Source organism: Nevskia sp. (assembly GCF_051860985.1).
Lineage (GTDB): Bacteria > Pseudomonadota > Gammaproteobacteria > Nevskiales > Nevskiaceae > Nevskia.
Window position 1 is genome coordinate 280,280 of record NZ_JBIMKV010000003.1, and the last position, 24,586, is coordinate 304,865.

Below are 24,586 nucleotides of genomic sequence, written 5' to 3' on the forward strand. Positions count from 1 at the left end.
GTCGCTAGCGCTTGTTGCCCTTCCGCCCGGTCACCTTGCGCAGCAGGCCGATACCCGGCACCAGTTCGCTGACCACCTTCGGCCGGGTGATGCCGGCGCGGACCAGGGTCATGGCGAGGGCGCGGACGATGCGGTCGCGGTTCTTGAACACGCTGTCGACCATCGGGATCGCGCGGTCGTCCATCACCGTCACGGTGTCGTCGGGTTCGTCGCCGAAGCGGTAGCGCAGGGTCAGCTTGACTTCGAGCGGCTCGGCGCTGCGTCGCGCGCGGGCGGCGTTGCCTATGATGCTGCCGCCTGCCTTGCGGCCAGCCTTTCCGTCGTTCTTCTTGTCGTTCTTCACGTTCCCGCCCTCGCTCCCGATGCGCAACGCCGACGAAACCACCCGCCCTCCGGCCGCTCCTGATGCCCTGCCCGAGCATCTGCTGGTGTTCGCCCACGGCAAGGAGAGCGGCCCCTGGGGCACCAAGATCCGCCATCTCGCCGAAACCGCCCGGGCGCATGGCTATACGGTTGTCAGCCCGGATTATAGACAGCAGCCGGACCCCGACCTGAGAGTCGCCCAGCTGATCGCGCTGGCGCCGAAAGCGCGCGGCGCCGTGGTGCTGGCGGGGTCGAGCATGGGCGGTTACGTGTCGGCAATGGCGGCCGGCGCGCTGCATCCGGACGCGCTGTTCCTGATCGCGCCGGCGCTGTACTTCCCCGGCTACGACCGGGCGCCGCCGCAGCCGCCGGCGCTGACCCGGGTGGTGCACGGCTGGGGCGACGACATCGTGGTGCCGGACAAGGCGATCCGCTACGCCGCGACGCACCGGGTGCCGCTGACGATGCTCGACGCCGGCCACACGCTGAACGAACGGCTGCCGGAGCTGGCGACCTTGCTCGGTGAGCTGCTCGATCAGGCCCGGCTGCACGCCGCCTACCGGCAGGCGCGTTACCGGATCGCAACGGGCATCGAACGCCGCATCGGTGTCGTCGATGCCGAGGCCGATCGCTGGCTGGCCGCGCAGGGCGTGGTGCAGCGCTGGGCGATCGTCACCGCCTGCAATCCGCTCGGAGTGGCTGTCGACGAGGCTCGCAACGCGGCGGCCAGCGCGCACCTGCAGGCCACGTTGCAGGCGCAGGGCATTCGCCATCTGCCGGCCACCGGCCTGGACCCGGCGGGCCAATGGCCGGCAGAGGCCTCCGAGCTGCTGATCGATCCGCCCGATGACAGCGCCGCCGAGCTGGGCCGTCAGTTCGGCCAGAACGCGATCGTCACCGGCCGGCTGGGAGAAGCGCCGGTCCTGCGCTGGCTGCGCTGAAGTCTCAGCCGCGCGGCGCCGGCTGGGCGGCGACGTAGACGGCGAATTCCGGCGGCATCCGCCGGGGCCGGCCGTGCTTCATGTCGACGCAGACCCACAGCGTCTTGCCGCGCAGCACGACCTTGCGATCGGCCGGGCGGATGATCTGGTAGCCGCGCCACATGGTCAGCCGGGCGTCGTTCTCGATGATCCAGGTGCCGAGCAGCAGCTGTTCCCCGGCGAAGGTCGGCGCGAAGTAGTCCAGCTCGTGGCGGCGCACGACGCAGCCGGCATCGAGCGTCCGGTAGCGTTCCAGGGTCATGCCGAGCTTGTGGGAATGATCCCAGGCCACCCGTTCCAGCCAGCCGAGATAGGCGACGTTGTTGGTGTGGCCCATGCCGTCGGTGTCTTCTGGCTGCACGATCACCGGCAGCACGTGCGGGTAGACCACATCCCAGTCGAGGCGGGCGGGCGGCGTGTCGCTCATTCGGATCGGCATCCATCGGGCAGGAACGGGTGGCGATTGTCGCCGACTCCGCCACCACCCGGCACCCGCGGGCGCGGCGTCCCTTATAATCCGCACCATTCCAGTCCGGTATCCGCCGACAGGCCCCCGCCATGCTCAAGATTGCCAAGCTGACCGACTACGGCACGCTCGTGATGACCACGCTGGCGCGCGCGCCAGCGACGGTGCTGAACGCCCAGGAGCTGGCCGCGCGTTCGCATGTCTCGGCGCCGACGGTCGCCAAGCTGCTGAAGCTGCTGGTCAAGGGCGGGCTGGTGGAATCGACGCGCGGTGCCCACGGCGGCTACCAGCTGGCGCGACCTGCCGAAGACATCACCGTGGCCGAAGTGGTCAGCGCGCTCGAAGGGCCGATCGCCATCACCGCCTGCGCCCAGCACGGCGGCGGCTGCACGATCGAAGGCAGCTGCACGTCGCGCTCGAACTGGCGGCTGATCGACGACGCGGTCCGCCAGGCGCTGTCGGCAGTGACCCTGGCCGACATGGCGGCACCGCGGCCGGGCGCCGTCACCCGCATCAAGCCGCCGGCCGCACTGGGCAGCGTTCCGCACCGTGCCGGCTGACAGCCCGAATTCCATTCCGACCACAGGATCAGCAACCGCCATGGCAGCCAGTCCAGACGCCGCAGCGACCCAGAACATCCGCGAGGTGACCGAAATGGTTGCCAGCCGGAAGCTCTACAGCGCCGGCTTCATCACCGACATCGAGGCCGACAAGGTTCCGCCCGGTCTTTCCGAGGATGTCATCCGCCTGATCTCGGCCAAGAAGGACGAGCCGGAGTGGCTGCTGAACTTCCGCCTCAAGGCCTATCGCCGCTGGCTGACGATGGCCGAGCCGGAATGGGCGAACGTCCATTACGCGAAGGTCGACTACCAGTCGATCTCCTACTACTCGCAGCCGAAGTCGATGAAGGACGGCCCGAAGTCGCTCGACGAGGTCGACCCCAAGCTGCTGGAAACCTACAAGAAGCTCGGCATTCCGCTGCGCGAGCAGGAAATGCTGGCCGGCGTGCAGAACGTGGCGGTCGACGTGGTGTTCGATTCGGTGTCGGTCGGCACCACCTTCAAGAAGAAGCTGGCCGAGGCCGGCGTGATCTTCTGCCCGCTGTCGGAAGCGGTGAAGACGCACCCGGAACTGGTCAAGAAGTATCTCGGCTCGGTAGTGCCGTTCGCTGACAACTTCTACGCCGCGCTGAACACGGCGGTGTTCACCGAAGGCTCGTTCGTCTACATCCCGAAAGGCACCCGCTGCCCGATGGAGCTGAGCACCTACTTCCGCATCAACGAGCGCAATACCGGCCAGTTCGAGCGCACCTTGATCATCGCCGACGAAGGCAGCCACGTGAGCTACCTCGAGGGCTGCACGGCGCCGCAGCGCGACGAGAACCAGCTGCACGCAGCCGTCGTCGAGCTGGTGGCGCTCGACGATGCCGAGATCAAGTATTCGACCGTGCAGAACTGGTATCCCGGCGACGAAGAAGGCCGCGGCGGCATCTACAACTTCGTCACCAAGCGCGGCGACTGCCGTGGCCCGCGTTCGAAGATTTCCTGGACCCAGGTCGAGACCGGTTCGGCGATCACCTGGAAGTATCCGAGCTGCATCCTCCGAGGCGACGACTCGGTCGGCGAGTTCTACTCGGTGGCGCTGACCAACCACCGCCAGCAGGCCGACACCGGCACCAAGATGATCCACGTCGGCAAGCGCACCAAGTCGACGATCGTCTCCAAAGGCATCGCCGCCGGTCGCGGCCAGCAGAGCTATCGCGGTCTGGTGCGGATGCTCGATTCCGCCGAAGGCGCGCGCAACTACACGCAGTGCGATTCCCTGCTGATCGGCGACCAGTGCGGCGCCCACACCTTCCCGTACACCGAAGTGCGCAACCCGAGCGCGACGCTCGAACACGAAGCCACCACCTCGAAGATCTCCGACGACCAGCTGTTCTACTGCCGGGCGCGCGGCATCGGCGAGGAAGAAGCGGTGTCGATGATCGTCAACGGCTTCTGCAAGGACGTGTTCAAGGAACTGCCGATGGAGTTCGCCGTCGAGGCGCAGAAGCTGCTGGCAGTGTCACTTGAAGGCGCTGTCGGGTAAGGCGATGCCGGAAATCAGCCGCTTTCTCGGCATCGTCATCACGATGTATTTCAAGGACCACAACCCGCCGCACTTTCACGTCCAGTACAACGACTACCGGGCGCAGATCGCGATCTCCACGCTCGGCATGATCGAAGGACAGCTGCCGCCACGGGTGCTGAGCCTGGTGGTCGAATGGGGTTCGATGCATCGCGACGAACTGCTTGAAAACTGGACCGAACTGAGCACCACCGGCCAGTTCCACAAGATCGAGCCGCTGGCATGAGTCTGCCGCTGATCACCGCAGCGCATTGCGTGCAAGGGCACGTCTTGCAACTCACGTTCAGCGATGGACGCAGTGGCACCGTCGATTTCTCGGCGCTGCTCGACGGCGCTCTGCCGCCGGTCTTCGCACCCTTGCGCGACCCCGCCGTGCTGGCCGATTTCCGGCTTGAGCACGGCACCCTGCACTGGACCGGCGATCTCGATCTTGCCCCCGAATACCTGTATTTCCGCGCATTCGCGCATGAACCCGGCCTGCAGCGGCAGTTCGCCGACTGGGGCTATCTGGAGCCGCACACCGTCCATGCTTGACATCACAAACCTGCACGCCCGCGTCGAAGAAAAGGAAATCCTCAAGGGCCTGAACCTGCGCATCCGCCCGGGCGAAGTCCACGCGATCATGGGCCCCAACGGCGCCGGCAAGTCCACACTTTCCAACGTCATCGCCGGCCGCGACGGCTACCAGGTCACCGACGGCAGCATCCTGTTCAACGGCCGCGACCTGCTGGCGCTGGACCCGGAAGTGCGTGCCTGCGAAGGCATCTTCCTCGGCTTCCAGTACCCGGTCGAAATCCCCGGCGTCAGCAACATGACCCTGCTGAAAGCGGCGGTGAACGCGCGCCGCAAGCTGAAAGGCGAAAGCGAGATTGCGCCGAACGATTTCCTGGCCTGGGTCCGCGAGCAGGCGAAGAAGGTCAAGATCGATCCGAAGATGCTGTCGCGCGGCGTCAACGAAGGCTTCTCCGGCGGCGAGAAGAAGCGCAACGAGATCCTGCAGATGCTGGTGCTGCAGCCGACCTTGATGATCCTCGACGAAACCGATTCCGGCCTCGACATCGACGCGCTGAAGATCGTGTCCGACGGCATCAACGCGCTGCGCTCGCCGGAACGCTCGACCGTGCTGGTCACCCACTACCAGCGCCTGCTCGACTACGTGCAGCCGGATTTCGTCCATGTTCTGGCGCGCGGCCGGATCGTCCGCAGCGGTGGCCCGGAACTGGCCAAGGAACTCGAGGAAAAGGGCTACGGCTGGCTGGAGGCGGCATGAGCGAGCTTACTTCCACCTGGGCCGACCGCTTCGAGCAGTGGGTCGGCAGCCACGACGTGGCCGAGCAGGCGCGCCGTCGCCGCCAGTTCCAGCGTTTCGCCGCCACCGGCTTTCCCGGCCCGGCCGACGAGGCCTGGCATTACACCGACCTGGCGGCGCAGGCCGACGCCGGCTACCAGCTGGCCGGTGCCGACGCCGCCGGCGCTGAAGAGGCTTCGACGCCGATCGCCGCGCTGCCCGGCTGCGCGCTGCTGGTCTATCGCAATGGCGTGCTCGACCGCGCTGCCAGCAGCGCCGCCGCCTTCGACGGCCTGGCGCTGGCCGCGTCCGCCGCTGCCGGCAGCGACGACGACGGCGCCCAGGACGACGGCGGCATCGACGCGCTGAATGCGGCCTACGCCAGCCGCGGGCTGGTCTGCACGGTGGCCGCCGGCCAGCGCGCGGTCCAGCCGCTGCAGGTGGTGCTGCAGTCGGAAGCCGGCGATACGCCGCTGATGAGCCACCAGCGGCACCGGATCGTGCTCGGCACGCAGGCCGAGGCAACGGTGCTGCTGCAGTTCGTCGGCCACGGCGGCACGAGGCTCGCCACCCATGTGATCGAGGTGACGCTGGCTGCCGGCGCGCGCCTCCACCTGCACCGGCTGTCCGGCGAAACCGCCGGCGCCACGCTGCTGACCCGGCTCGATGCCCGGCTCGACCGCGACGCCCAGCTGCACCTGTCAGGCATCGCCGTCGGCGGCGGTCTCGGCCGGCACCGCGCCGATGTCCGCCTGGAAGGCAGCGGCGCGGAACTGCATGCCACCTCGCTGCAGGTGCCGGCCAGCGGCGCCCATGTCGACGACCTGGTGCGCATCGTCCACGCGGCACCGCACGGCACCAGCCGGATCGTCGCGCGCGGCATCGTCGATGCCCACGCCAAGGCCATCTTCAATGGCCGCGTGGTCGTTCGACCCGGCGCCCAGAAGACCGATTCCGAACAGCGGCTGGCCAACCTGCTGCTGTCGCGCAAGGCCGAGGTCAACGCCAAGCCGGATCTGGAAATCCACGCCGACGACGTCAAATGCGCCCACGGCGCGACGGTCGGCCAGCTCGACGCGGTGGCGCTGGCCTACCTGCGCAGCCGAGGCATTCCGCAGGCCGAGGCACGGGCACTGCTGCTGCGCGCGTTCGCCACCGAAACGCTGGAACGGCTCGGCTGGCCGGCGCTGCAGGCGCTGATCGCCGAGCGGCTCGGGCTGCCGGCGAACGAGCTCGACCTCGCCTTCGGAGACGCCGAATGAGCGCGCCCGGCTACGACGTCGACGCCATCCGCGCCCAGTTCCCGATCCTGGCCGAACCGGTGCGCGGCGGCCGCCTGGCCTATCTGGACAACGCGGCCACCACGCAGAAGCCGGAAACGGTGCTGGCGGCGATCGACCGCTACTACCGCCACCAGAATTCCAACGTGCACCGCGCCGTGCACGACCTGGCCGAGCGGGCGACCACCGCCTACGAAGGCGCACGCGACCGCATCGCCCGCTGGTTCAACACCGCGCGCGAGGAGATCGTCTTCACCCGTGGCACCACCGAAGCGATCAACCTGGTCGCCTACAGCTTCCTGCGGCCCCGTCTTGCCGCCGGTGACGAAGTGCTGCTGACCGGCATGGAGCACCACTCGAACATCGTGCCCTGGCAGCTGGTGGCGAAGGAAAAGAGCGCGAAGATCATCGCCGCGCCGGTGCTCGACGACGGCGCGCTGGACTTCGAGGCCTGGACCGCGCTGCTCAACGAGCGCACCAAGTTCATCGCCGTGGTTCATGTGTCGAACTCGCTCGGCACCGTCAACCCGGTTGAAAAGATGATTGCTGCGGCAAAGGCGCGCGGCATTCCGGTGCTGGTCGACGGCGCCCAGTCGGTCGCCCACATCGCGGTCGACTTCCCGGCGCTGGGCGCGGACTTCTTCACCTGCTCGGCGCACAAGGCCTACGGCCCGACCGGCTTCGGCTGTCTGGTCGCCAAGCGTGCGCATCTCGACGCGATGCCGCCCTGGCATGGCGGCGGCGACATGATCCGCACCGTCAGCTTCGAGGAAAGCACCTGGAACGAAGCGCCGTACCGCTTCGAGGCCGGCACGCCGGACATGGCTGGCGCGGTCGGTTTCGCAGCGGCGCTGGACTGGATCGAGTCGGTCGGGCTCGAAGCGATCGCCGCCCACGAGCACCAGCTGCTGGTCGACGGCACGGCCTTGCTGGCCGACATTCCCGGCCTGCGGATGATCGGCACCGCGAAGAACAAGGGCGGCGTGATGTCCTTCGTGATGGCCGCCGGCCATGCCCAGGACATCGGCACGCTGCTCGACCAGTACGGCGTCGCGGTGCGCACCGGCCACCATTGCACGATGCCGCTGATGGCCCGTTTCGGCGTGCCGGCGACGGTGCGCGCCTCGCTGGCGGCCTACAACAATCGCGAGGATCTCGAGCAGCTGGCGATGGCGCTGCGCAAGGCCAGCCGCCTGCTGGCCTGAGCGCCGGTCGGCAGCCCCTGCAGCGCATCGTTGTGCCGGTGCCGGCCGTATGATCGACTGCACCGAGGTGCGCCCGATCATGCGGCGCGGCCTCGCGGCTGGAGATCATGGATACGAGCCCTCGCGCCAACGGCTTCACCCTGCTTGAACTGATGGTGGCCCTGATCGTCGTGTCGATCCTGCTGGTGGTCGGCCTGCCGAGCTTCAGCGCCACCGTCCGCCAGAACTGCACGGTGACCACCGCCAACACCTTGCTGACGGTGCTGACCGCAGCGCGCAGCGAAGCCCTGAAGCGCGACCGCACGGTGACCGTCTGCCTGAGCGTCGACGGCGAGCACTGCGCCAGCAGCAGTGCCGGCAGCTGGGACCAGGGCTATCTGATGTTCGTCGACAGCGACGGGGACCACCTCTATGCGGGCACCGTGGCCGAGCCGCTGCTGAAGGTCGAGCGGCCGCTCAGCACCTGCGCCCGGATCACCAAGAACGGCGATCGCCCGTACATCCGCTACAGCGGCCTCGGCCGGATGCTCGACGCCGCCAGCTTCACGGTCGCCGCCACTTCGGGGGCGCGCTTCGAACGCCAGGTGGTGATCAGCCCGACCGGCCGGCCGAGAGTCGAGCGGCCATGAGGCGGGCCGCCGGCATGACGCTGGTCGAGGTGCTGGTCGCCGTGCTGGTGCTGGCCATCGGCCTGCTCGGCATCGCCGGCCTGCAATCGGCAGCGCTGTCGAACAACCTGATGGCCTACCAGTACACGCTCGCCTCGTCGCTGGCGCAGGCGATGACCGAACGGATGCGCGCCAACCGCGAAGGCGTGCGCAGCGGCGCCTATGCCCTCGACGCTGACGCCCGGCCTGCACCGGCGCCGGTCAACTGCGCCGCCAGCGCCTGTTCGCCGGTCGAGCAGGCGCAGTGGGACATCGCCGCGATCTACGCCCAGCTGTCGTCGTCCGCCGACACCGCCAACTTGCCCAGCAGCCCGCGCGGCGTGCTGCCCGGCAGCCACCTGTCGATCGCCTGCGACGATGGCGTCTGCGCCGCCGACAGCCTGCGCATCGTCACCGTCTACTGGGACGGCAGCCGCCGCCGGCCGGACCGCATCGACTGCGACGCGCTGCACTGCGTGCGCCTCGGCTACCTGCCGTGATGCGCCCGCGCGGCTTTTCGCTGGTCGAGCTGATGGTGACGCTGGTGGTGGCGCTGCTGCTGCTGGTCGGCATCGCCCGGGTGTTCGTGATTTCCAAGCAGAGCTACCGGGTGCAGGAAAGCACCAGCCGCATGCAGGAAAACATCCGCGTCGCCTCCGACTACTTCAACCGCTACCTGCGCCAGGCCGATTTCTGGGGCGGTGTTGCCAGCACCGAGGTGCGCGTGCGGCCCGGCCCCACCGCCATCGGCAAGGGCAGCTGCACAAAGGCCTGGATCATGAACCCGGCGGAAGGGCTGCTCGGCTACGCCGGCGCGGCCAGCCGGCCGGTCGGCATGCCAGCCGGCTGCCTGACCCGTTACGTCAGCGGCTCCGACGCCCTCGCCGTCCGCTTCGCCAGCCCGGACGATTTCACCCGCGACGCCGCGCTGAGCCGCAGCGCCGTCGAACGCGGGCCGCTGTACCTGCGCGCCAGCCTCGGTCACGGCGGCCTGCTGTTCGATGTCCGCGACGCCGATCTCGACGACATCCGCCGTTCGCCGCCGGGCGGCCCCGAAAGCGGCGTGTTCAACTACAAGCTGAAAATTGCCGTTTTCCACTTGCAGACGCAGGATTTCGGCAGCGGCCCGGTGCCGACCCTGGCCATGCTCGAACTGGACCGGTCGTCGCTGACCACGGTGCAACTGGTGGACGGAATCGAGATGCTGGCCTTCAGCTTCGGAGTCGACAGCAATGACGACCAGCAGGTCGATCGCTACCGCGAAGCCGCCGACATCGGCGACTGGCGGCAGGTGCTCAGCGTTCGCGTGAGCTTCATCGCCCGTGGCGACGAGCGCGACAACCTGGTCGATACCCAGGAATACGCGCTGACCGCCAGCCGCTGCTACGGCCCGGCCCGCTCCAGCTGCGCCAGCCGCTACAGCGACGCTGACGCCCGCTTCCAGCGCCGTCTCGTGGTGCAGGAAGTGCAGCTGCGCAACCGGGTGCGCGGCTGATGTCGCGCCCGGCGCCGGCAGCCCGACCGCGCGGCTATGCGCTGGTCACCGCCGTCGTGTTCCTGGTGCTGTTGACGCTGGTGGCGCTGGCCGCCATTCGCGGCACCGGGCTGGAAGTGAAGTCGACCGCCAACAACACGCTGCGGGCCGAAGCGTTCGCGGCGTCGGAAATCACCCGCACGCTGGCCGGCCGGCAGATCGACCGCCTGTGCGCGCAGGCCGGCCGCGACGGCCTGACCCGCGACGACGACCCCAGCGCCCTGCGCGCCGTACCGGGGCTGCGCGTGCTCGACGACGGCAACTGGTGCCTGGACGCCGACGCCGCCTTCGTCGCGATGCCGGCCGGTGCGCCGGCCGATGCCCGCTACGACCGCGACCGGCCGCCGGCCGCGCACGGCAGCGCCTGGGTGCAGCGCCTGTACCGGACCACCGTGACCGGCGCCGGCCAGGCCCAGGCCGCCGGCTACGGCGGCACCGGCGTCGGCAGCGCCAGCGGCGGTGCGCAGATCTTCTTCCACGTCTACAGCCGCGGCAGCGACCGTCCGGCCACCGGCAGCAGCGCGCCGGAAGCCGGCTACGACACGGCCGCCGTCTACCGCTACGTGATCCGCCGATGAGCCGTCCGCTGCAACAGCTCGGGCGGTTGCTGGCGCTGCTCGGCGTCTGCGGCGCGTGCCTGACGCTGCCCGGCGCCACGGTGGCCCAGGCCAGCATCGTGCTGGGCCGGCTGTCACTGGAAGCTGCCGCCGATTTCGTGGCGCTGCCGTTGACCACCCGCAAGGCGGTGACGCCGCTGGTGATGCTCGGGCTGGCGATCGACGAACAGGCCCACCGGCGTGCCTACGACGACCTGGCCGACCTCGACGGCGATGGCCTGATCGACACCGACTACCGCAACGACCACCGCTACGCCGGCTACTTCGACGACCGGCTCTGCTACGACCACGACGGCAGCCGCTTCCGCGCCGCCAGCACGGCCAGCGCGCACCGCTGCAGCGGGCGCTGGAGCGGCAACTTCCTGAACTGGCTGACGATGACCCGGCTCGACCTGATCCGCCACGCGCTGTACGGCGGCCACCGGCAGGTCGACAGCGACAGCCTCACCGTGCTCGAACGCGCCGACGTGCCGGACGACAGCCACGCCTGGGTCAAGATCTACGGCGGCGCCGACCTGGCGCAGCTGATGCCGGCCCCGGCCGCTGCCGTGATGTCGTTCTGCAACGTCAGCCGCAGCGTCGGCGGCGCTTCGCCCGGCGAACCGCTGCTGCGGGTGGCCGCCGGCGCCGCGCCGCTGTGGGCGTCGACCGACCACGGCCATTGCGACGACCGGGCCGGCGCGCCGGGCGTGCCGGCCACGGCGATCGCCGACTTCCCGGTGCGGGTGGAAGTCTGCTCGGCGGCGGCGCCGGTGCAGGAAGGCGTCTGCCAGCGCTATCCGGCCGGCAGCCTCAAGCCGGTTGGCGTGCTGCAGCGCTACGGCGAAGCCGGCACCGTCCGCTTCGGCCTGATTGCCCGCAGCGCGTCGCGGCCGCGCTCCGGCGGCCAGCTGCGGCGCAACATCCTGCCGCTGGTGGGCAACGGCAACGATCCGGCGGCCTGCGCCAGCGGCGACGAGATCCGCCTGTCCAGCGGCCAGTTCTGCCCGCCGTCGGCCGCTGCCGGCGGCGTCATCAGCGCGCTCGAACGGCTGCGCATCACCCGCTACGCCAGCCTCGACGACCCCGACGGCGGCTATCGCGACTGCCGGGGCGAGCCACTGTTCACCCGCGCGGCCGGCGGCAACGGCATCCGTCGGCCGGGGCCTCTCGACGGCCAGGAATGCAGCAACCACGGCAACCCGGTCGCGGAAATCCTGGCCGAATCGCTGCGCTATCTGGCCGGTGCGGCCGGCCCGTCGCCGGCCTTTTTCGCCTCGGCCGATGCCGAGCGCGCGCTGCTGCCGGGACAGGACGCACCGGACTGGCGCGATCCGCTGCGCGAACTCGGCGCCTGCGTCGATTGCAGCGTGGTGATGATCAGCAACGGCCCCGGCAGCTTCGATGCCGACGAGCTGCCGGACCTGCCGCTGAAGATCGCCGGCAGCATTCCCGCCGCCGCCTGGGCCGATGCCACCGACCGCATCGGCAGCGCCGAAGGGCTCGATCCGCTGCAGCTGGTCGGCCGCCTCGAGACGCGCCCGCCGGCCACCACCGACGAACGCCTCGACGCCGCCCTGTGCCAGCGCCCGGCCAGTCCGCCGGAGCGGCTGTCGACGCTGCGCGGCCTGTGCCCAACGGCGCCGGCCCGCGACGGCAGCTATCTGGCCGCCGGGGTCGCCTATCTCGGCCATGTGCGCGACCTGCGGCCGGACCTCGCCGGCCGGCAGTCGGCAGCGTTCTACGCGCTGGAATTCGACGATCCGCTGCCGGTCATCCCGATCCGCACCGACGCCGGGCTGCTGACCCTGAGCCCCAGCTGCCAGTCGCTGGCCGGCAGCGCCGCGCCGTCCGATCCGGCCAGCCCGCGCCGGCAATGCGCGTTCAGCTCGGCGCTTGCCGGGCCGATCCAGGATGCCGACGGCCGCCTGCTGGGCCGGCCGTTGTCGGCCAGCGGCCGCTCCGGCAGCCTCTATGTCGCCTGGCACGACGCGCCGTACGGCGGCCGCCACGACAGCCGGGGCGCGGAGCTGATCAGCTGGTGTGTCGGCAGCGAATGCCTGCCGCAGCCGCCGCCCGGCAGCCGCGACGGCCTCTGCTTCGGCGTAGCCAACGGCACGACGCCCGACTGCGTCGACGGCGCGCTGCGCAGCATCGGCGGCGACGAGCTGCTGGTGCGGGTCGAAACGCTGTCCGGCGCGCCGGGTGCGGCGATGCTGCACGGCTACGTGATCAACGGCACCGCCGGTGGCGGCAACGACGGCAGCCATCTGCTGCTGAGCCGGCCGGCCATCGCCGGCGCCGGCGACGCCCGCAACCGGCTTCTGGCGCCGACGCAGCCGCTGCCGGCCAGCTGGAATGCGGTGGCGGTGCGCAGCTACACGGCCCGGCCGGCGGTGCGGTCGCAGCCCGGGCCGCTGGAACTGGCGGCCCGCTACGGCAGCTTCACGGTCGACCCGGCGGCCGTCGATCCGTTGCCGGAAGCCGCCGGCACCGGCACCGGCGGCTGCACCGAAACCTCGTGGGACCGCTACGACCGCGATGGCGCCAGCCGGCCGGACTGCGTGGCCGACCACTATCACGCGCTGCGCGACGCCGGCCAGATCGGCGACCGCCTGCGTCAGGTGCTGGGCTCGGTGCTGGCGCGCAGCAGCCTGGCCCAGGCGCGCCGGGTCGGCGTGCAGTCCGGTTTCACGCAGGGCAACGGCCTGGCCATCCAGACCGTCTACGAATCGCGCGCCACCGATCGCGGCGGCCGCAGCGTCGACTGGATCGGCAACGTGCAGGCCCTGTTCGTCGATCGCGACGGCCAGCTGCGCGAGGACGACCCGAGCCGCGACGGCGTGCTCGACGAAAGCGACTACGCCCAGCACCCGGTGGTGCAGCTGTACTTCGATGCCGACGCCCAGCAGACCCGCTTCCGCCGCTTCCGCGACAACCCGGCGACCGCACCGGGCGCGTTCACGGTGATCGACGACCTGCAGCAGCTGCGCACCGTCTGGAGCGCCCGCCCACAGCTGGCGGCGCAGGCCGAGGTCGGCGAACAGCGGGCCTATCGGGCACCGGCCGTGCGCGGCCGGCACATCCTGACCTTCCTGGACCTGAATCTCGACGGCAAGGCGCAGACCGGTGAAACCGTCGATTTCCTGCCGGCCCGCTTCACGGCCGGCCGCCAGGGGGTGCTGAACGTCGACGGCCCGGAGGCAGCGGCGGCGCTGGTCGACTGGGTGCGCGGCAACGACCATCCCGGCCTGCGCAGCCGGGTGATCGATCGCGACGGCACCGGTCTGCAGACCCAGCGGCTCGGCGACATCGTGCACGGCCAGCCGTTGCTGGTCGCCGCGCCGGCCGATGCCTACGACCTGCTGTACGGCGACCGCTCCTATGCCGCCTTCTTCCGCCAGTACCGGGCGCGCCGGCAGGTGGTCTATGTCAGCGCCAACGACGGCCTGCTGCATGCGTTCAACGCCGGCTTCCGGCGTGCCGACGATCGCGGCTTCGCCACCGCGCCGGCCGGCGGTGGTGTCACCGAGCATCCGCTGGGCAGCGAGCTGTGGGCCTATCTGCCGTTCAACCTGCTACCGCATCTGGGCTTTCTGGCAGCACCGGACTACGGCCATCAGTGGCTGCTCGACGGTACGCCAAGCGCCTTCGATGTCCGCGCGTTTCCGGCCGACGCCACGCATCCGGACGGCTGGGGCACGCTGCTGGTGGTCGGCATGCGGCTGGGCGGCGGCGAGCTGAACATCCCCGACGTGCAGGCCGGCGGCGGCAACCACGCGCGCTTCGCCGACTTCGCCACCGGCCTGCGCGAGCGCGGCACCTTCACCACCCGCTCCGCCTACGTGGTGCTCGACATCACCGACCCGGAGCAGCCGCCCCGGGTGATCGCCGAGATCGCCGACCGCGACCGGGAACGCGGCATGCTCGGCTTCACGACGGCGCGGCCGGCCGTGGCCGGCTTCGCCACCGGCACCGACCCGGCCACCCGCAGCGACGCCTGGTACCTGTTCGCCGGCAACGGTCCGGACCTGCAGGAACTGAACAACGTCGTGTCGCGGCGCAGCGCGCGGCTGTTCGCCGCCAATCTCGGCACGCTGCTCGATCCGGCGCGGAGCCTGGACGACGCGATCGAAACCTTCCGTGGCGACGGCATCGGCAGCGACGAGGCGGACTTCCCGTCGCAGGCGCCGGCCAGCTTCATCGGCGATCCGGTGGCGGTCGACTGGGACCTCGACTACCGGGCCGACGCGCTGTACTTCGGCACCAGCGGCGGCAGCGCGGCGGCACCGGCCGGCAAGCTGTTCCGGCTGGCGTTCAATCCGCCACCGCCCGGCCTCGATGGCCGCCGCGCCTTGCCGCCGGTGGCCAGCTGGTCGGTGCCGGCCGTGGTGCTGGACACCCAGGGGTCGGTGCTGCACGCACCGTCGGTGACCCAGGACGAATTCGGCAACCGCTGGCTGCTGTCGGGCACCGGCCGCTACCTGGCCGGCGCCGATCGCGCCAGCAGCGCGCCGCAGGTCCTGTTCGGCGTCATCGACCGGGCCACCGCCGGCAGCACTCCGCCACGGCTCAGCGCGCTGACCGATACCAGCAGCGCCGTGGTCGCCGATGGCGGCGTGGTCAGCGGGCTCGGCGCCGGCATCAGCAACGAGTCGATGCTGGTCGATGCGATCCGCGGCAACGATGCCGGCGTCGGCGGCAGCGGCGGCTGGCTGTTCCGGCTGACCGCCGACGTCGGCGGCAGCGCTGCCGAACGGCTGGCGGCGGACACCGTGCTGCTCGACCGCACGCTGTTCGCGACCGCCTACACGCCGGCCGAGGCGCTGTGCAACGACCAGGGCAGCAGCCGGCTGTTCGCCGTCAACTTCCTGACCGGTGCGCCGCGCGCGCAGCGACCGGTGCTGCGCAACACGGCCGTGGTCGGCGCACCGCCCATCGCCTTCGCGCCGCTCGGCCAGGGCCTGGCCGGTGCGCCCAGCCTGCGGGTCGCGGCCCCTTCCAACGGCCGTCCCGGCGGCTACACGATCAGCCTGCCGTCGATCACCGGCGCGGTCGACCAGCGCCAGGCGCGCGACGCCGGCGGCCTGCACTCGGGCGAAATCGACTGGCGCGAGAATCATCCGGAATGAACCCCTTGCGCAGACGGAAAACGGCCGGCGTGACCCTGATCGAACTGCTGGTGGTGATCGCGATCGTCGGCATCCTGTCGATGGTGGCGCTGCCCACCTATCGCGCCTACCAGCTGGAAGCCGGCCGCAGCACCGGCGCCAGCTGCCTGATCGACGCCGAATACCGGTTGGCGCAGCACGAAGCGAAAACCGGCAGCGCCGCCGCCACGCTGGCCGCCGCCGGCGTGCCGGAGCGCTGCGGCGAGACGCCGGCCTATCTGCTGAGCCTCGGCGACGGCCGCATCTGCGGCGCCGGCGCCGCCAGCGGCCGCTACGCGCTGCGCGCCCGGGGCGAGGGCCGCCAGGCGGACGACGGCGATCTGGTGCTGTGCGTGGACCCGTCGGTCGGCAGCCCCGGCCTGCGCCTGACCCATCTGCACAGCCGGCCGGATGCGCCGGACCGCCTGCTGCCCGGCTGGGACTTCAAGCCCGGCCGATGACCGCGCCTGCCCATCCGTTGCGCCGCCGCCGGTCGTCCGGCTTCACGCTGCTGGAGCTGATGGCGGCGGTCGTCGTCGTCGGCCTGCTGGCGACCCTGGCGGTGCCGAGCTACCGCAGCTACGTGCTGCGCGCCAACCGTGCCGTGGTGCGGACGCTGCTGGTCGACCTGGCCGCGAAACTGGAAGTGGAAGCGCTGCGCCGCGGCGGTTACCCGGACACCTTCGACTTCTACCTGATCGGCGCCGACCGCGGCTTCGGCGCCGAGCGCGAGTTCTTCATCACCGCGCGCGGCCAGGTGATCGGCGATGTCGGCGATGCCGGCTACGACGACAGCATCTACGGCATCCGCCTGCTGGCGGCCGAGGCCGACGCGCTCGGCCAGCGCCGCGACTACACGCTGACCGCCCGCGCGCTGCACGGCCAGCTCGGCGATCGCAACTGCCTGACGCTGAGCCTGCAGGCCAACGGCCGGCGCAGCGCCACACCGGGAAGCGTCGAGGAATGCTGGGGACGCTAGTGCAGCGTGTACAACCAAGCGCGAGTGCTATGGCGTGTCTCGCGGCGCGACACTACATGGCGAATCGTCGCCACGGAACGACGACGAGGCCACATCTCGCCTCGGTTCGCGTCACGATCCATCGCCGCCTCATTCGCGCTTCGTCGTCTGCGCTGCACGAGCCGCCGCTGGGTCTGCACCGCACTGCCGCCGGTCCGTGAAGGTACTGCGCGTTCACCGGCGGCGTGGAAATCAGGCTACCGTTGTGAGGTCCCTGCGGTGCCTGCCTGCGATGGCCAACGACAACGGATTCACGCTGCTGGAAATGCTGGTGGTGATCGCCATCGCCGCGCTGCTGATGTCGCTCGCCGGCCCTGGCCTGCGCAGTTTCCTGCTCGCCAGCGCACGCGGCGACGCCGCCACCGCGCTATACGGCGCGATGGTGCAGGCGCGCGGCGAAGCGATCGCCCGCAATGCCTCGATCATCGTCTGCCCGCGCAATCCGGCGGTGCGCGGCGGCCATCCCCGCTGCGATACAGCGGCGACCCGCAGCTGGGTCAACGGCTGGGTGATCTACCGAGACAGCGCGCCCGACAGCAGCAGCGCCAAGCCGGCGGCGGCGGCCGACGTGATCGCCGCCGGCGAGCCGGTGGACCGGGCGCTGGTCTGGCACAGCGAACCGGACGGCATCACCGCCGTGCAGTTCGAGTCCTCGGGCCGGCTGTCGAACAGCACCCGCATCACCCTGCACCTGTGCCGTGACGACGACCCGCACTGGGAAGGCCGGCGCGTGCAGATCGACACCAGCGGCCGGATTCGCCTGGCTCGCGACAGCGGCTGCGCGGCATGAGCGCGCGCAGCCGCGGCTTCACGCTGGTCGAGGTGATGGTCACCGTGTTCGTCGTTGCCGTCGGCCTGCTCAGCGTTGCCGGCCTGCAGGCGCTGTCGAAGAAATCCAACTTCGACGCCATCCAGCGCACCCAGGCGGCGGCGCTGGCGCAGGACCTGATCGAGCGGATGCGCGCCAACCCCGGTCGCGGCGCCGACTACCTGACCGACGCCCGCAACGGCATCAGCAGCACCCGGCTGCCACCGGCGCCGGCCCGCGCCTGCGCGGTGGACGGCAGCAGCGGCAGCCCGCGCTGCACGCCGGTGCAGGTGGTGACCTTCGATCGTTACGAGTGGTCGCGGGCGCTGTTCGGCGATGTCGAACGGATTGCCGACAGCGCCGCCGGCGGGCTCAGCGAGCCGACCGCCTGCATCACCAACACCCGCGCGCCCTGCGGCGTCTACACGGTGGCGATCGCCTGGCGCGGCATCACGCCGCTGCCGCCGGCCGATCCGGCCGACAGCGCCAGCCCGGCAGCCAATCCCTGCGGCCTCGACAACACCGCCTACGACGATCCCGGCACGCCGGGCGTCGATGCCCGGCTGCGGCGGATCATCGTCGTGCGCACGGTGATCGACGACCACAGCGGCCAGTGCCTGGCGGCGGTGACGCCATGAGCGTCGCCGTCCGGCAGCGCGGCCTGTCGCTGGTCGAGCTGATGATCGCGGTGACGCTCGGCCTGATCGTGCTGGCGGCGATCCTGGCGGTGTTCAACCAGAACAGCCGCAGCTTCCGGCAGACCGACGCCGTGGCGCGCATGCAGGACAGCGCCCGCTTCGCGCTCGACACCCTGGCCCGCGACCTGGCGATGGCCGGCTACTACGGCGGCCTGTACGGCGCCGCCGGCATCGTGCCGATCAGCCGCGCGCCGACGCTGGACTGCGGCAGCGCCGACAGCAGCACCTCGCCGGCCACGCCGTGGGCATTCCAGCTGCGGCGGCGTGTGGAATTCCGCAACCAGCGCTCGGCGGTCACGGTCGCCAGCGCCTTCCCGTGCCTGGGCGGCAGCAGTACGCCGGTGGCGCCGGATACCGACATCGTCGCGATCCGCCGGGTGGCCGGTCAGGTCACTGCCGAGATCGCCGCCGGCGGCTCGGTGCAGCTGCGCCCTTATCAGGTCTATCTGAAGACCAACGGCACGGTCGGATCGCTGATCCAGAACGGCAGCAGCGCCAGCTTCAGCCTGAGCACCTCCACGGTCGAGCCGCTGCAGGCGCCGATGAGCTTCTGGAAGTACGTGCCCCGGCTGTACTTCATCCGCAGCTATGCCGAAACGCCCGGCGACGGCGTGCCGGCGCTGTGCCGGATGGAGCTGCAGCATGTCGCCAGCCCCACGATGGCGGTGGAATGCCTGGCCGATGGCGTCGAGAACCTGCAGCTGGAATGGGGGCTGGACAGCGACAACGACTGCGTCGTCGACACCTACACCTCCAGCCCCGATGCCGATGCGCTGGCGCAGACCGCGATCACCGCGCGGGTCTGGATCCTGGTGCGCAGCACCGAGCCGGAGGGCGGCTACCGCGACGACAAGACCTTCGAGTTCGGCGACTACGAAACCGCCGCCGGCCGCGCCGATGCCTTTCACCGGCGGGTCTACTCGACCACCGTGCAGCTGCGCAATCCGGTCGGCGATCTCGGTCCCTGCACCGGGCCGTCGTCGCTCACAGCGGCGGTGACGCCATGAGGCGCCGCCAACGCGGCGCGGCGCTGGCGACGGCGCTGCTGATCCTGATCGTGCTGACCCTGCTCGGGCTGGCGGCGATGCGCAGCAGCCGGCTGGAACTCAAGCTGTCGCAGAACGCCGAGAGCCGCGTCAACGCGCGGCAATCGGCGCAGGCGATCGCCGATGGCATCACCCAGGTCGACGCCAATCTGGCGATCGGCAGCGGGCCGGGCTTTCTCGCCTGCTACCGGCCGGCGTCGGGCATCGCGCAGCCCGACAGCCTGCCGTTCAGCTGCGACACGCCGACCCTGCCGGCGCCGGCCGACGATGCGCTGCGCGCCTACAGCTATGCGCGGGTGCAGCGCGAGGCGCCGGAATTCCTGACCACCGCAACGCTGCGCGGCGCCGGCAACAGCGGCCGCAGCTACGACTACGCGCGCTTCACGGTCACCGGCGGCTATGACCACGGCAGCGAAGGCTTCGGCGCCGCCGAAGTCGTGCAGGGCGTGCTGAAGCTGCACGCCAGGGCCGGCGGCGTGAGCTACCAATGAGCCACCTCGCCCGCCTGCTGGGTCCGCTGCTGCTGATGCTGGGGACGCTGGCCGCCGGCCTGCCGGCGGCGACTCGCGCCGACGACATCGATCTCTACGCCAACGCCCAGGCCAACACCTTGCGGCCGCCGTACACGGTGATCGTGCTGGATCTGAACCTGCTCGGCATCTGCAACAGCGTGCTGACCCAGACCAGCAATCCGAACAATCCGGACGCGCCGCAGCTGTGCCTGAACATCACCAGCAGCATCCTGCTCAGCGACCTGCTGACCGGCGTCACCAGTAACCCGACGCAGCTGCTGAGCACCCTGCTGCTCGGCAGCGGCAGCACCGACGCCGGGCGCGCGCAGGCGCTGTGCAATCTCTATGGTCTGCTGGGCCTGAACTCGCCGGTGGTGGCGCTGCCGGCCGTCGGGCTGGCGCTGCAGCTGCTGCTTGGCGGCGTGTCGACGCTGAGCTGCGGCACGCTCAATTTCCTGCTCGGCATCCCGCTGCTCGGCAGCGTCGTCAACCCGCTGCTCGGCGGCTTCGTCGGCCAGCTGGTCAGCGGCCTGGTCAACCCGCTGCTGACCACCACCGTCGGCCGCCTGCCGGTGGCCGTGCTCGGCCTGCTGAACACGACCTTCAGCGGCATCCTGAACCTCGGCCAGGTCAACCTGCTGGCGCTGCTGGAAGCGATCCTCAACAACCTGATCAACACCAACGTGGCGATCATGGTGTCGCACGCCGATCGCGCCAACGCCAGTGGTTCGCCAGGCAGCAGCTGCAGCTTCGCCGACAGCGCCAGCATTCCCGCGGCCCGCCGCAGCACCGCCGGCTGCAGCAATGGCGCCTATCTGCTGGCCGGCTTCACGCCGCTGGTCAACCAGGGTTCGGTGACCACGCTGGTCAACCGCGTCAGCAGCCTGCTGAGCAGCGCGCTGAACCCGACCAACCTGCTGAACTCGGTCACCGCGCTGCTCAGCACCGCCGTGACCACGCCGACCCAGCTGCTGCCGCCGTACCAGGGCAAGGAAGCCTATGCCGAGCTGATCCACTACCTGGCCGGCCGCGAGGTCTACAACGCGCCGCTGGCCCGCTGGGACGGCCTGACCAGCCTGCTGACGCGCGACACCAGCGTCGAGCTGGCCAGCGGCCTGTACAGCCAGCCGACGCTGGAATGCCGCACCGCCAACGTGCTTAACGTGATGCTAACCAACAACATCCGCGACAGCGAATCCGACGCCGTGCTGCGCGCCTTCCTGCCCGGCCTGCCGGCCAGCGGCGCGATCACGCTGGCCGATGTGGTGCGCCAGACCAGCAGCCCGAACAGCTTCCGCGACAAGGACAACCACGACGTCAACCTGCGCTCGTTCTTCCTGATCCAGAACCTGCTGACCAGCGCCGCGACCCTCGCCAACACCGGCGCCACGGTGCTCGCCTACGCCGACGGCCTCGGCCTGCTCGGCCTCGGCCAGAGTCTGGCGCCGCTGCTGAAACCGACCCTGGTCACCGATGCCTCGCTGGTGTCGCCACGCGTGGCGACCAGCCCGCAGTCGGCCACCGGCCTGCTGGAGCCGGCCTACTTCGCCCAATTCCGGCCGCGTGACGGCGGCAGCCCGAACTGGGACGGCAACGTCAAGGTGCTGCGCCTGACGCGCGACAGCGCCGGCACGGCGCGCTTCGTCGACAGCGCCGGCAGCAGCGGCATCGCCAGCGACGGCCGCATCGCCACCGGCGCGCTGACCGTCGGCAGCCGCGCCGCCGCGCTCGGCGGCGCCGGCGTCGATGGTCGCCTCACCACGCTCGGCGGCGTCGGCCAGAACATTCCCGGCTACCGCTTCGGCGGCGGCGGCAACCCCGGCCGCGTCAACGCCGACGGCGCCCGGCAGATCTTCTACGACGCGCTGAGCGCGAGCAGCGTGCCGTCGCTGGCCGCGCTCGACGCCGACAGCCAGACGGTGCGCGATGCGCTGAAGGCCGATCTCGGCGTCACCGGCAGCGCCGCCGGCGACGACAGCCAGCGCCGCGCGCTGCTGCTGCAGGCGCGCGGCTTCCAGGTCGGCACCACCAGCAACCCGCTGGGCAGCGGCGCCACGCTGGCGGGCGTCGTCGGCCGACCCTGGCTGCTTGGCGCGGTGCTGCATTCGCAGCCGGTGGTGGTCAACTACGGCGCCCGCAGCGGCTACAGCGCCGCCAGCCCGGATCTGCGGCTGCTGTTCGGCTCTGCCGACGGGCTGCTGCACGCCGTGCGGAATCGCGATCTGGCGGAAACCTGGGCCTTCATGCCGAGGGCGACGATGGCCAGCCTCAAGACCCTGCGCGACGACCGCTATACGCCGGCCTTCCCGTACGGCGTCGACGGCAGCCCGAGCGTGCTGGTCATCGATCGCGGCACCAGCCGCACGCTCGCCGAAGGCGGCCCGGCCGACGGCGTGATCGACAGCAGCAATCCCAACGATCACGTCTATGCGTTCTTCGGCCTGCGCCGGGGCGGCCGCCATCGCTATGCGCTCGACATCACCGATCCGGATCGCCCGCAGCTCTTGTGGCGGCTCGGCCCAGACGGCCTGTTCAGCGCCAGCGCCTCGTCGCCCGGACTGGTCAGCGGCTCGACGACCGCTTTCGGCGAACTGGCATTGAGCTTCGGCACGGCGGCGGTCGGCCGGCTGCGGATCACCACCGCACCGGGCACCACGGTGACCCGCCCGGTGCTGCTGTTCGGCGGCGGCTACAACGGCGGCGTCAATGCCGGCGGCGGCCGGATCGGCAAGGACGCCAACAACAGCCTGGCGGCAACGGCGGCGGCGGCCGTCGGCGTCGACGACAGCCTCGGCAATGCGCTGTACGTGGTCGACGCGGTGACCGGCGAGCTGATCTGGAAGGCCAATCGCAGCGCCACTGCGTCGATCGTCGGCTACGACAGCAGCAGCCGCCTGTTCCGCCATCCGCTGCTGGCCGACAGCATCGCCTCCGAGGTCACCGCGCTCGACACCGACGGCGACGGCCTGACCGACCGGCTGTACGTCGGCGACACCGGCGGCCGGATCTGGCGCGCCGACTTCCCCGGCACCGATCGCAGCGCCTGGACCCTCGGTCCGATCGCCAGCCTCGGCCGTGGCCATCCCGCCAGCGGCGCGACTGCCGACGCCAGCAATGCCGATGACCGCCGCTTCTTCCACGCGCCGGACTACGTGCCGGGACGCGATGCCAACGGCAGCTTCGACGCCGTGGTGATCGGCTCCGGCGACCGCGAGGACCCGTTCAATCGCAGCACTGGCAACTGGCTGTACACGATCCGCGACCGTGACACGACCTCCGGAAAATCGCTCACCGATACCGGCGTCAACGGCGTCATCGCCACCGCCGCCGATACCCGGCTGATCCGCCACGGCAGCCTGGCCGACATCACCAGCGCCTGCGCCAGCGTCGCCAACGCCGCCTGCCCGACCGGTGCCACCGCCAGCAGCGGCTGGCGGCTGCAGCTGGCCAACAGCGGCGAGAAAGCGGTGTCAGCGCCAGTCACCGTGGGCAACGTCGTGAACCTGTCGAGCTTCGTGCCGCCAGCAGTCGGCGGCACCAGCTGCGTGCCCAGCGAAGGCGGCAGCCGGCGCTACGGCGTACGCCTGCTCGACGGCCGGCCGGCGGTGCAGCAGTTCATCAGCGATGGCGACGGCGATGCCCGCAGCAGCCGCGCCGCTGCTGCCGGCATCGCCGGCGAGGCTGCCGCGCTGACGCCGCAGCTGACCGCCATCAACGCCGAGACGCTGGCTGCGCCGGTGCCGCTGATCTACCGGACCTTCTGGCGCGAACGGCGTGAGGATGAGGAAAGACCGGTGGCACAATGACGGCCGATCCAGGTTCGGCGCGCCCGCCGCGCCCCTCGTCCACGACCCCGAACCCCATGACGCAGCCGCGCGGTTTCACGTTGATCGAACTGATGGTGGCGGTGGTCGTCGTCGCGATCCTGGCCACGCTGGCGCTGCCGTCGTTCCGGCAGTACTCGGTGCGCACCCAGCGCACCGTCGCCAAGACGGTGATGAGCCAGATCGCGCAGCAGCAGGAAAGCTGGTTCAACGACCGCAAGGCGTATGCCTCGCGGCTGAGCCTGCTCGGCTATCCGGCCGATGCGCTGTACATCGACGCTTCCGGCGAAATGCGCTCCGGCACCAGCCGCGACAGCACCTACCGGATCAGCCTTGCGGCCGCCGGCAGCGGCGACTTCGCCCGCTGCTCGTCGGCCACGCCATCGGCCGAAGCCGTGCGGCTGGCCTGGGTGCTGATCGCCGAGCCGCAGAACGCGCAGTCGAGCAGCGACTACGGCTGCGGTACGCTGTGCCTGTATTCGACCGGCCAGCGCGGCGCCACCGCGCCGATCGACTCCGACACCATGTACAAGCAGTGCTGGGCGCGCTGAGGCGCGCGTCGCTGCGGCGTCCCGCTAGGCCGCCGCCTTGCGCGCGGCGGTGTAGACCGGGAAGCGGGCAGTCAGCTTCGCCACGTCGGCGCTGACCCGGGCGATCACGCCGTCGAGGTCGCTGCCGGCCGCCATCGCGTCGACGATGTCGGCGATCCAGGTCGCCACCTGCACCATTTCCGCTTCCTTGAAGCCGCGCGTCGTCGAGGCCGGCGAGCCAAGCCGCAGCCCGGAGGTCACGAATGCGGACTTCGGGTCGTTCGGCACCGAGTTCTTGTTGACGGTGATATGGGCGCGGCCCAGCGCGGCTTCGGCGTCCTTGCCGGTGACGTTCTTGGCCACCAGGTCGAGCAGGAACAGGTGGTTGTCGGTGCCGCCGGAGACGACCTTGTAGCCGCGATCCAGGAACACCTGGGCCATCGCCCGGGCGTTGGCGATGACCTGCCGCTGGTAGCTCTTGAAGCTCGGGTCGAGCGCTTCGCGGAAGGCCACG

23 protein-coding genes and 1 pseudogene are annotated in these 24,586 nt (G+C 70.7%); 21 read left to right on the forward strand and 3 right to left on the reverse strand.

The features are described from left to right. Positions 1–4 precede the first annotated feature (4 nt). On the reverse strand, positions 5–343 hold the full coding sequence (locus ACTIGJ_RS04865) for a hypothetical protein (protein WP_439639153.1): 339 nt from the start codon (positions 341–343) through the stop codon (positions 5–7). Positions 344–362: 19 nt separating this feature from the next. Here ACTIGJ_RS04865 and ACTIGJ_RS04870 point away from each other — a divergent pair, with 19 nt between their 5' ends. Beyond that, a complete protein-coding gene (locus tag ACTIGJ_RS04870) occupies positions 363–1,304 on the forward strand; it encodes an alpha/beta fold hydrolase (RefSeq protein WP_439639154.1) in 942 nt (313 codons plus the stop codon). A gap of 4 nt (positions 1,305–1,308) precedes the next feature. Here the strand turns inward: ACTIGJ_RS04870 and ACTIGJ_RS04875 are convergent, their stop codons facing one another. Then, positions 1,309–1,770, reverse strand: coding sequence for an acyl-CoA thioesterase (locus ACTIGJ_RS04875; RefSeq protein WP_439639155.1), 462 nt, complete (start codon positions 1,768–1,770; stop codon positions 1,309–1,311). A 131-nt stretch (positions 1,771–1,901) separates the two neighbouring features. Here ACTIGJ_RS04875 and ACTIGJ_RS04880 point away from each other — a divergent pair, with 131 nt between their 5' ends. The 20 genes from ACTIGJ_RS04880 (at position 1,902) to ACTIGJ_RS04975 (ending at position 24,093) form a co-directional block, all read left to right on the forward strand. Beyond that, on the forward strand, positions 1,902–2,369 hold the full coding sequence (locus tag ACTIGJ_RS04880) for an SUF system Fe-S cluster assembly regulator (RefSeq protein WP_439639156.1): 468 nt from the start codon (positions 1,902–1,904) through the stop codon (positions 2,367–2,369). Positions 2,370–2,409: 40 nt separating this feature from the next. Continuing rightward, positions 2,410–3,897, forward strand: coding sequence for a Fe-S cluster assembly protein SufB (gene sufB / locus ACTIGJ_RS04885; protein WP_439639157.1), 1,488 nt, complete (start codon positions 2,410–2,412; stop codon positions 3,895–3,897). Positions 3,898–3,901: 4 nt separating this feature from the next. Then, a complete protein-coding gene (locus ACTIGJ_RS04890; protein ID WP_439639158.1) occupies positions 3,902–4,162 on the forward strand; it encodes a DUF4160 domain-containing protein in 261 nt (86 codons plus the stop codon). Further along, entirely contained in the window at positions 4,159–4,470 is a 312-nt protein-coding gene (locus ACTIGJ_RS04895) for a DUF2442 domain-containing protein (protein ID WP_439639159.1), read from the forward strand. The genes ACTIGJ_RS04890 and ACTIGJ_RS04895 overlap by 4 nt, the downstream gene beginning before the upstream one ends. Beyond that, entirely contained in the window at positions 4,463–5,206 is a 744-nt protein-coding gene (gene sufC / locus ACTIGJ_RS04900; RefSeq protein ID WP_439639160.1) for a Fe-S cluster assembly ATPase SufC, read from the forward strand. Before ACTIGJ_RS04895 ends, sufC begins: the two co-directional genes overlap by 8 nt. Then, positions 5,203–6,486, forward strand: a complete 1,284-nt coding sequence (gene sufD / locus ACTIGJ_RS04905) for a Fe-S cluster assembly protein SufD (RefSeq protein WP_439639161.1) — start codon at positions 5,203–5,205, stop codon at positions 6,484–6,486. Before sufC ends, sufD begins: the two co-directional genes overlap by 4 nt. Next, entirely contained in the window at positions 6,483–7,709 is a 1,227-nt protein-coding gene (locus tag ACTIGJ_RS04910) for an aminotransferase class V-fold PLP-dependent enzyme (RefSeq protein ID WP_439639162.1), read from the forward strand. Before sufD ends, ACTIGJ_RS04910 begins: the two co-directional genes overlap by 4 nt. A 107-nt stretch (positions 7,710–7,816) precedes the next feature. Next, the gene (locus tag ACTIGJ_RS04915) at positions 7,817–8,338 is read left to right on the forward strand and encodes a GspH/FimT family pseudopilin (RefSeq protein WP_439639163.1); all 522 of its coding nucleotides are present in this window, start codon (positions 7,817–7,819) and stop codon (positions 8,336–8,338) included. Further along, the gene (gene pilV, locus ACTIGJ_RS04920; protein ID WP_439639164.1) at positions 8,335–8,856 is read left to right on the forward strand and encodes a type IV pilus modification protein PilV; all 522 of its coding nucleotides are present in this window, start codon (positions 8,335–8,337) and stop codon (positions 8,854–8,856) included. Before ACTIGJ_RS04915 ends, pilV (ACTIGJ_RS04920) begins: the two co-directional genes overlap by 4 nt. Beyond that, the gene (locus tag ACTIGJ_RS04925; protein ID WP_439639183.1) at positions 8,856–9,851 is read left to right on the forward strand and encodes a PilW family protein; all 996 of its coding nucleotides are present in this window, start codon (positions 8,856–8,858) and stop codon (positions 9,849–9,851) included. The genes pilV (ACTIGJ_RS04920) and ACTIGJ_RS04925 overlap by 1 nt, the downstream gene beginning before the upstream one ends. Beyond that, the gene (locus tag ACTIGJ_RS04930) at positions 9,851–10,468 is read left to right on the forward strand and encodes a PilX N-terminal domain-containing pilus assembly protein (protein ID WP_439639165.1); all 618 of its coding nucleotides are present in this window, start codon (positions 9,851–9,853) and stop codon (positions 10,466–10,468) included. The genes ACTIGJ_RS04925 and ACTIGJ_RS04930 overlap by 1 nt, the downstream gene beginning before the upstream one ends. After that, on the forward strand, positions 10,465–15,618 hold the full coding sequence (locus tag ACTIGJ_RS04935) for a pilus assembly protein (protein WP_439639166.1): 5,154 nt from the start codon (positions 10,465–10,467) through the stop codon (positions 15,616–15,618). The genes ACTIGJ_RS04930 and ACTIGJ_RS04935 overlap by 4 nt, the downstream gene beginning before the upstream one ends. A gap of 5 nt (positions 15,619–15,623) precedes the next feature. After that, complete coding sequence (locus ACTIGJ_RS04940) at positions 15,624–16,097, forward strand: type IV pilin protein (RefSeq protein ID WP_439639167.1); 474 nt, start codon at positions 15,624–15,626, stop codon at positions 16,095–16,097. Further along, positions 16,094–16,615, forward strand: coding sequence for a type IV pilin protein (locus tag ACTIGJ_RS04945; protein ID WP_439639168.1), 522 nt, complete (start codon positions 16,094–16,096; stop codon positions 16,613–16,615). Before ACTIGJ_RS04940 ends, ACTIGJ_RS04945 begins: the two co-directional genes overlap by 4 nt. 271 nt (positions 16,616–16,886) lie before the next feature. Further along, positions 16,887–17,444 carry a GspH/FimT family pseudopilin gene (locus ACTIGJ_RS04950; protein WP_439639169.1) on the forward strand — a complete coding sequence of 186 codons (558 nt, stop codon included), beginning with the start codon at positions 16,887–16,889 and terminating at the stop codon, positions 17,442–17,444. Continuing rightward, positions 17,441–18,100 (forward strand): type IV pilus modification protein PilV, encoded by a 660-nt coding sequence (gene pilV / locus ACTIGJ_RS04955; RefSeq protein WP_439639170.1) that lies wholly within the window; start codon positions 17,441–17,443, stop codon positions 18,098–18,100. The genes ACTIGJ_RS04950 and pilV (ACTIGJ_RS04955) overlap by 4 nt, the downstream gene beginning before the upstream one ends. Further along, complete coding sequence (locus ACTIGJ_RS04960; protein WP_439639171.1) at positions 18,097–19,167, forward strand: PilW family protein; 1,071 nt, start codon at positions 18,097–18,099, stop codon at positions 19,165–19,167. Before pilV (ACTIGJ_RS04955) ends, ACTIGJ_RS04960 begins: the two co-directional genes overlap by 4 nt. Continuing rightward, positions 19,164–19,697: a PilX N-terminal domain-containing pilus assembly protein gene (locus ACTIGJ_RS04965; RefSeq protein WP_439639172.1), complete on the forward strand. Its 534-nt coding sequence runs from the start codon at positions 19,164–19,166 to the stop codon at positions 19,695–19,697. The genes ACTIGJ_RS04960 and ACTIGJ_RS04965 overlap by 4 nt, the downstream gene beginning before the upstream one ends. Beyond that, positions 19,694–23,524 carry a pilus assembly protein gene (locus ACTIGJ_RS04970; protein WP_439639173.1) on the forward strand — a complete coding sequence of 1,277 codons (3,831 nt, stop codon included), beginning with the start codon at positions 19,694–19,696 and terminating at the stop codon, positions 23,522–23,524. The genes ACTIGJ_RS04965 and ACTIGJ_RS04970 overlap by 4 nt, the downstream gene beginning before the upstream one ends. Before the next feature lie 56 nt (positions 23,525–23,580). Then, entirely contained in the window at positions 23,581–24,093 is a 513-nt protein-coding gene (locus ACTIGJ_RS04975) for a type IV pilin protein (RefSeq protein WP_439639174.1), read from the forward strand. Between the two features lie 24 nt (positions 24,094–24,117). Here the strand turns inward: ACTIGJ_RS04975 and glyA are convergent. Then, a pseudogene (gene glyA, locus ACTIGJ_RS04980) lies at positions 24,118–24,586 on the reverse strand (serine hydroxymethyltransferase); the annotation flags it as partial.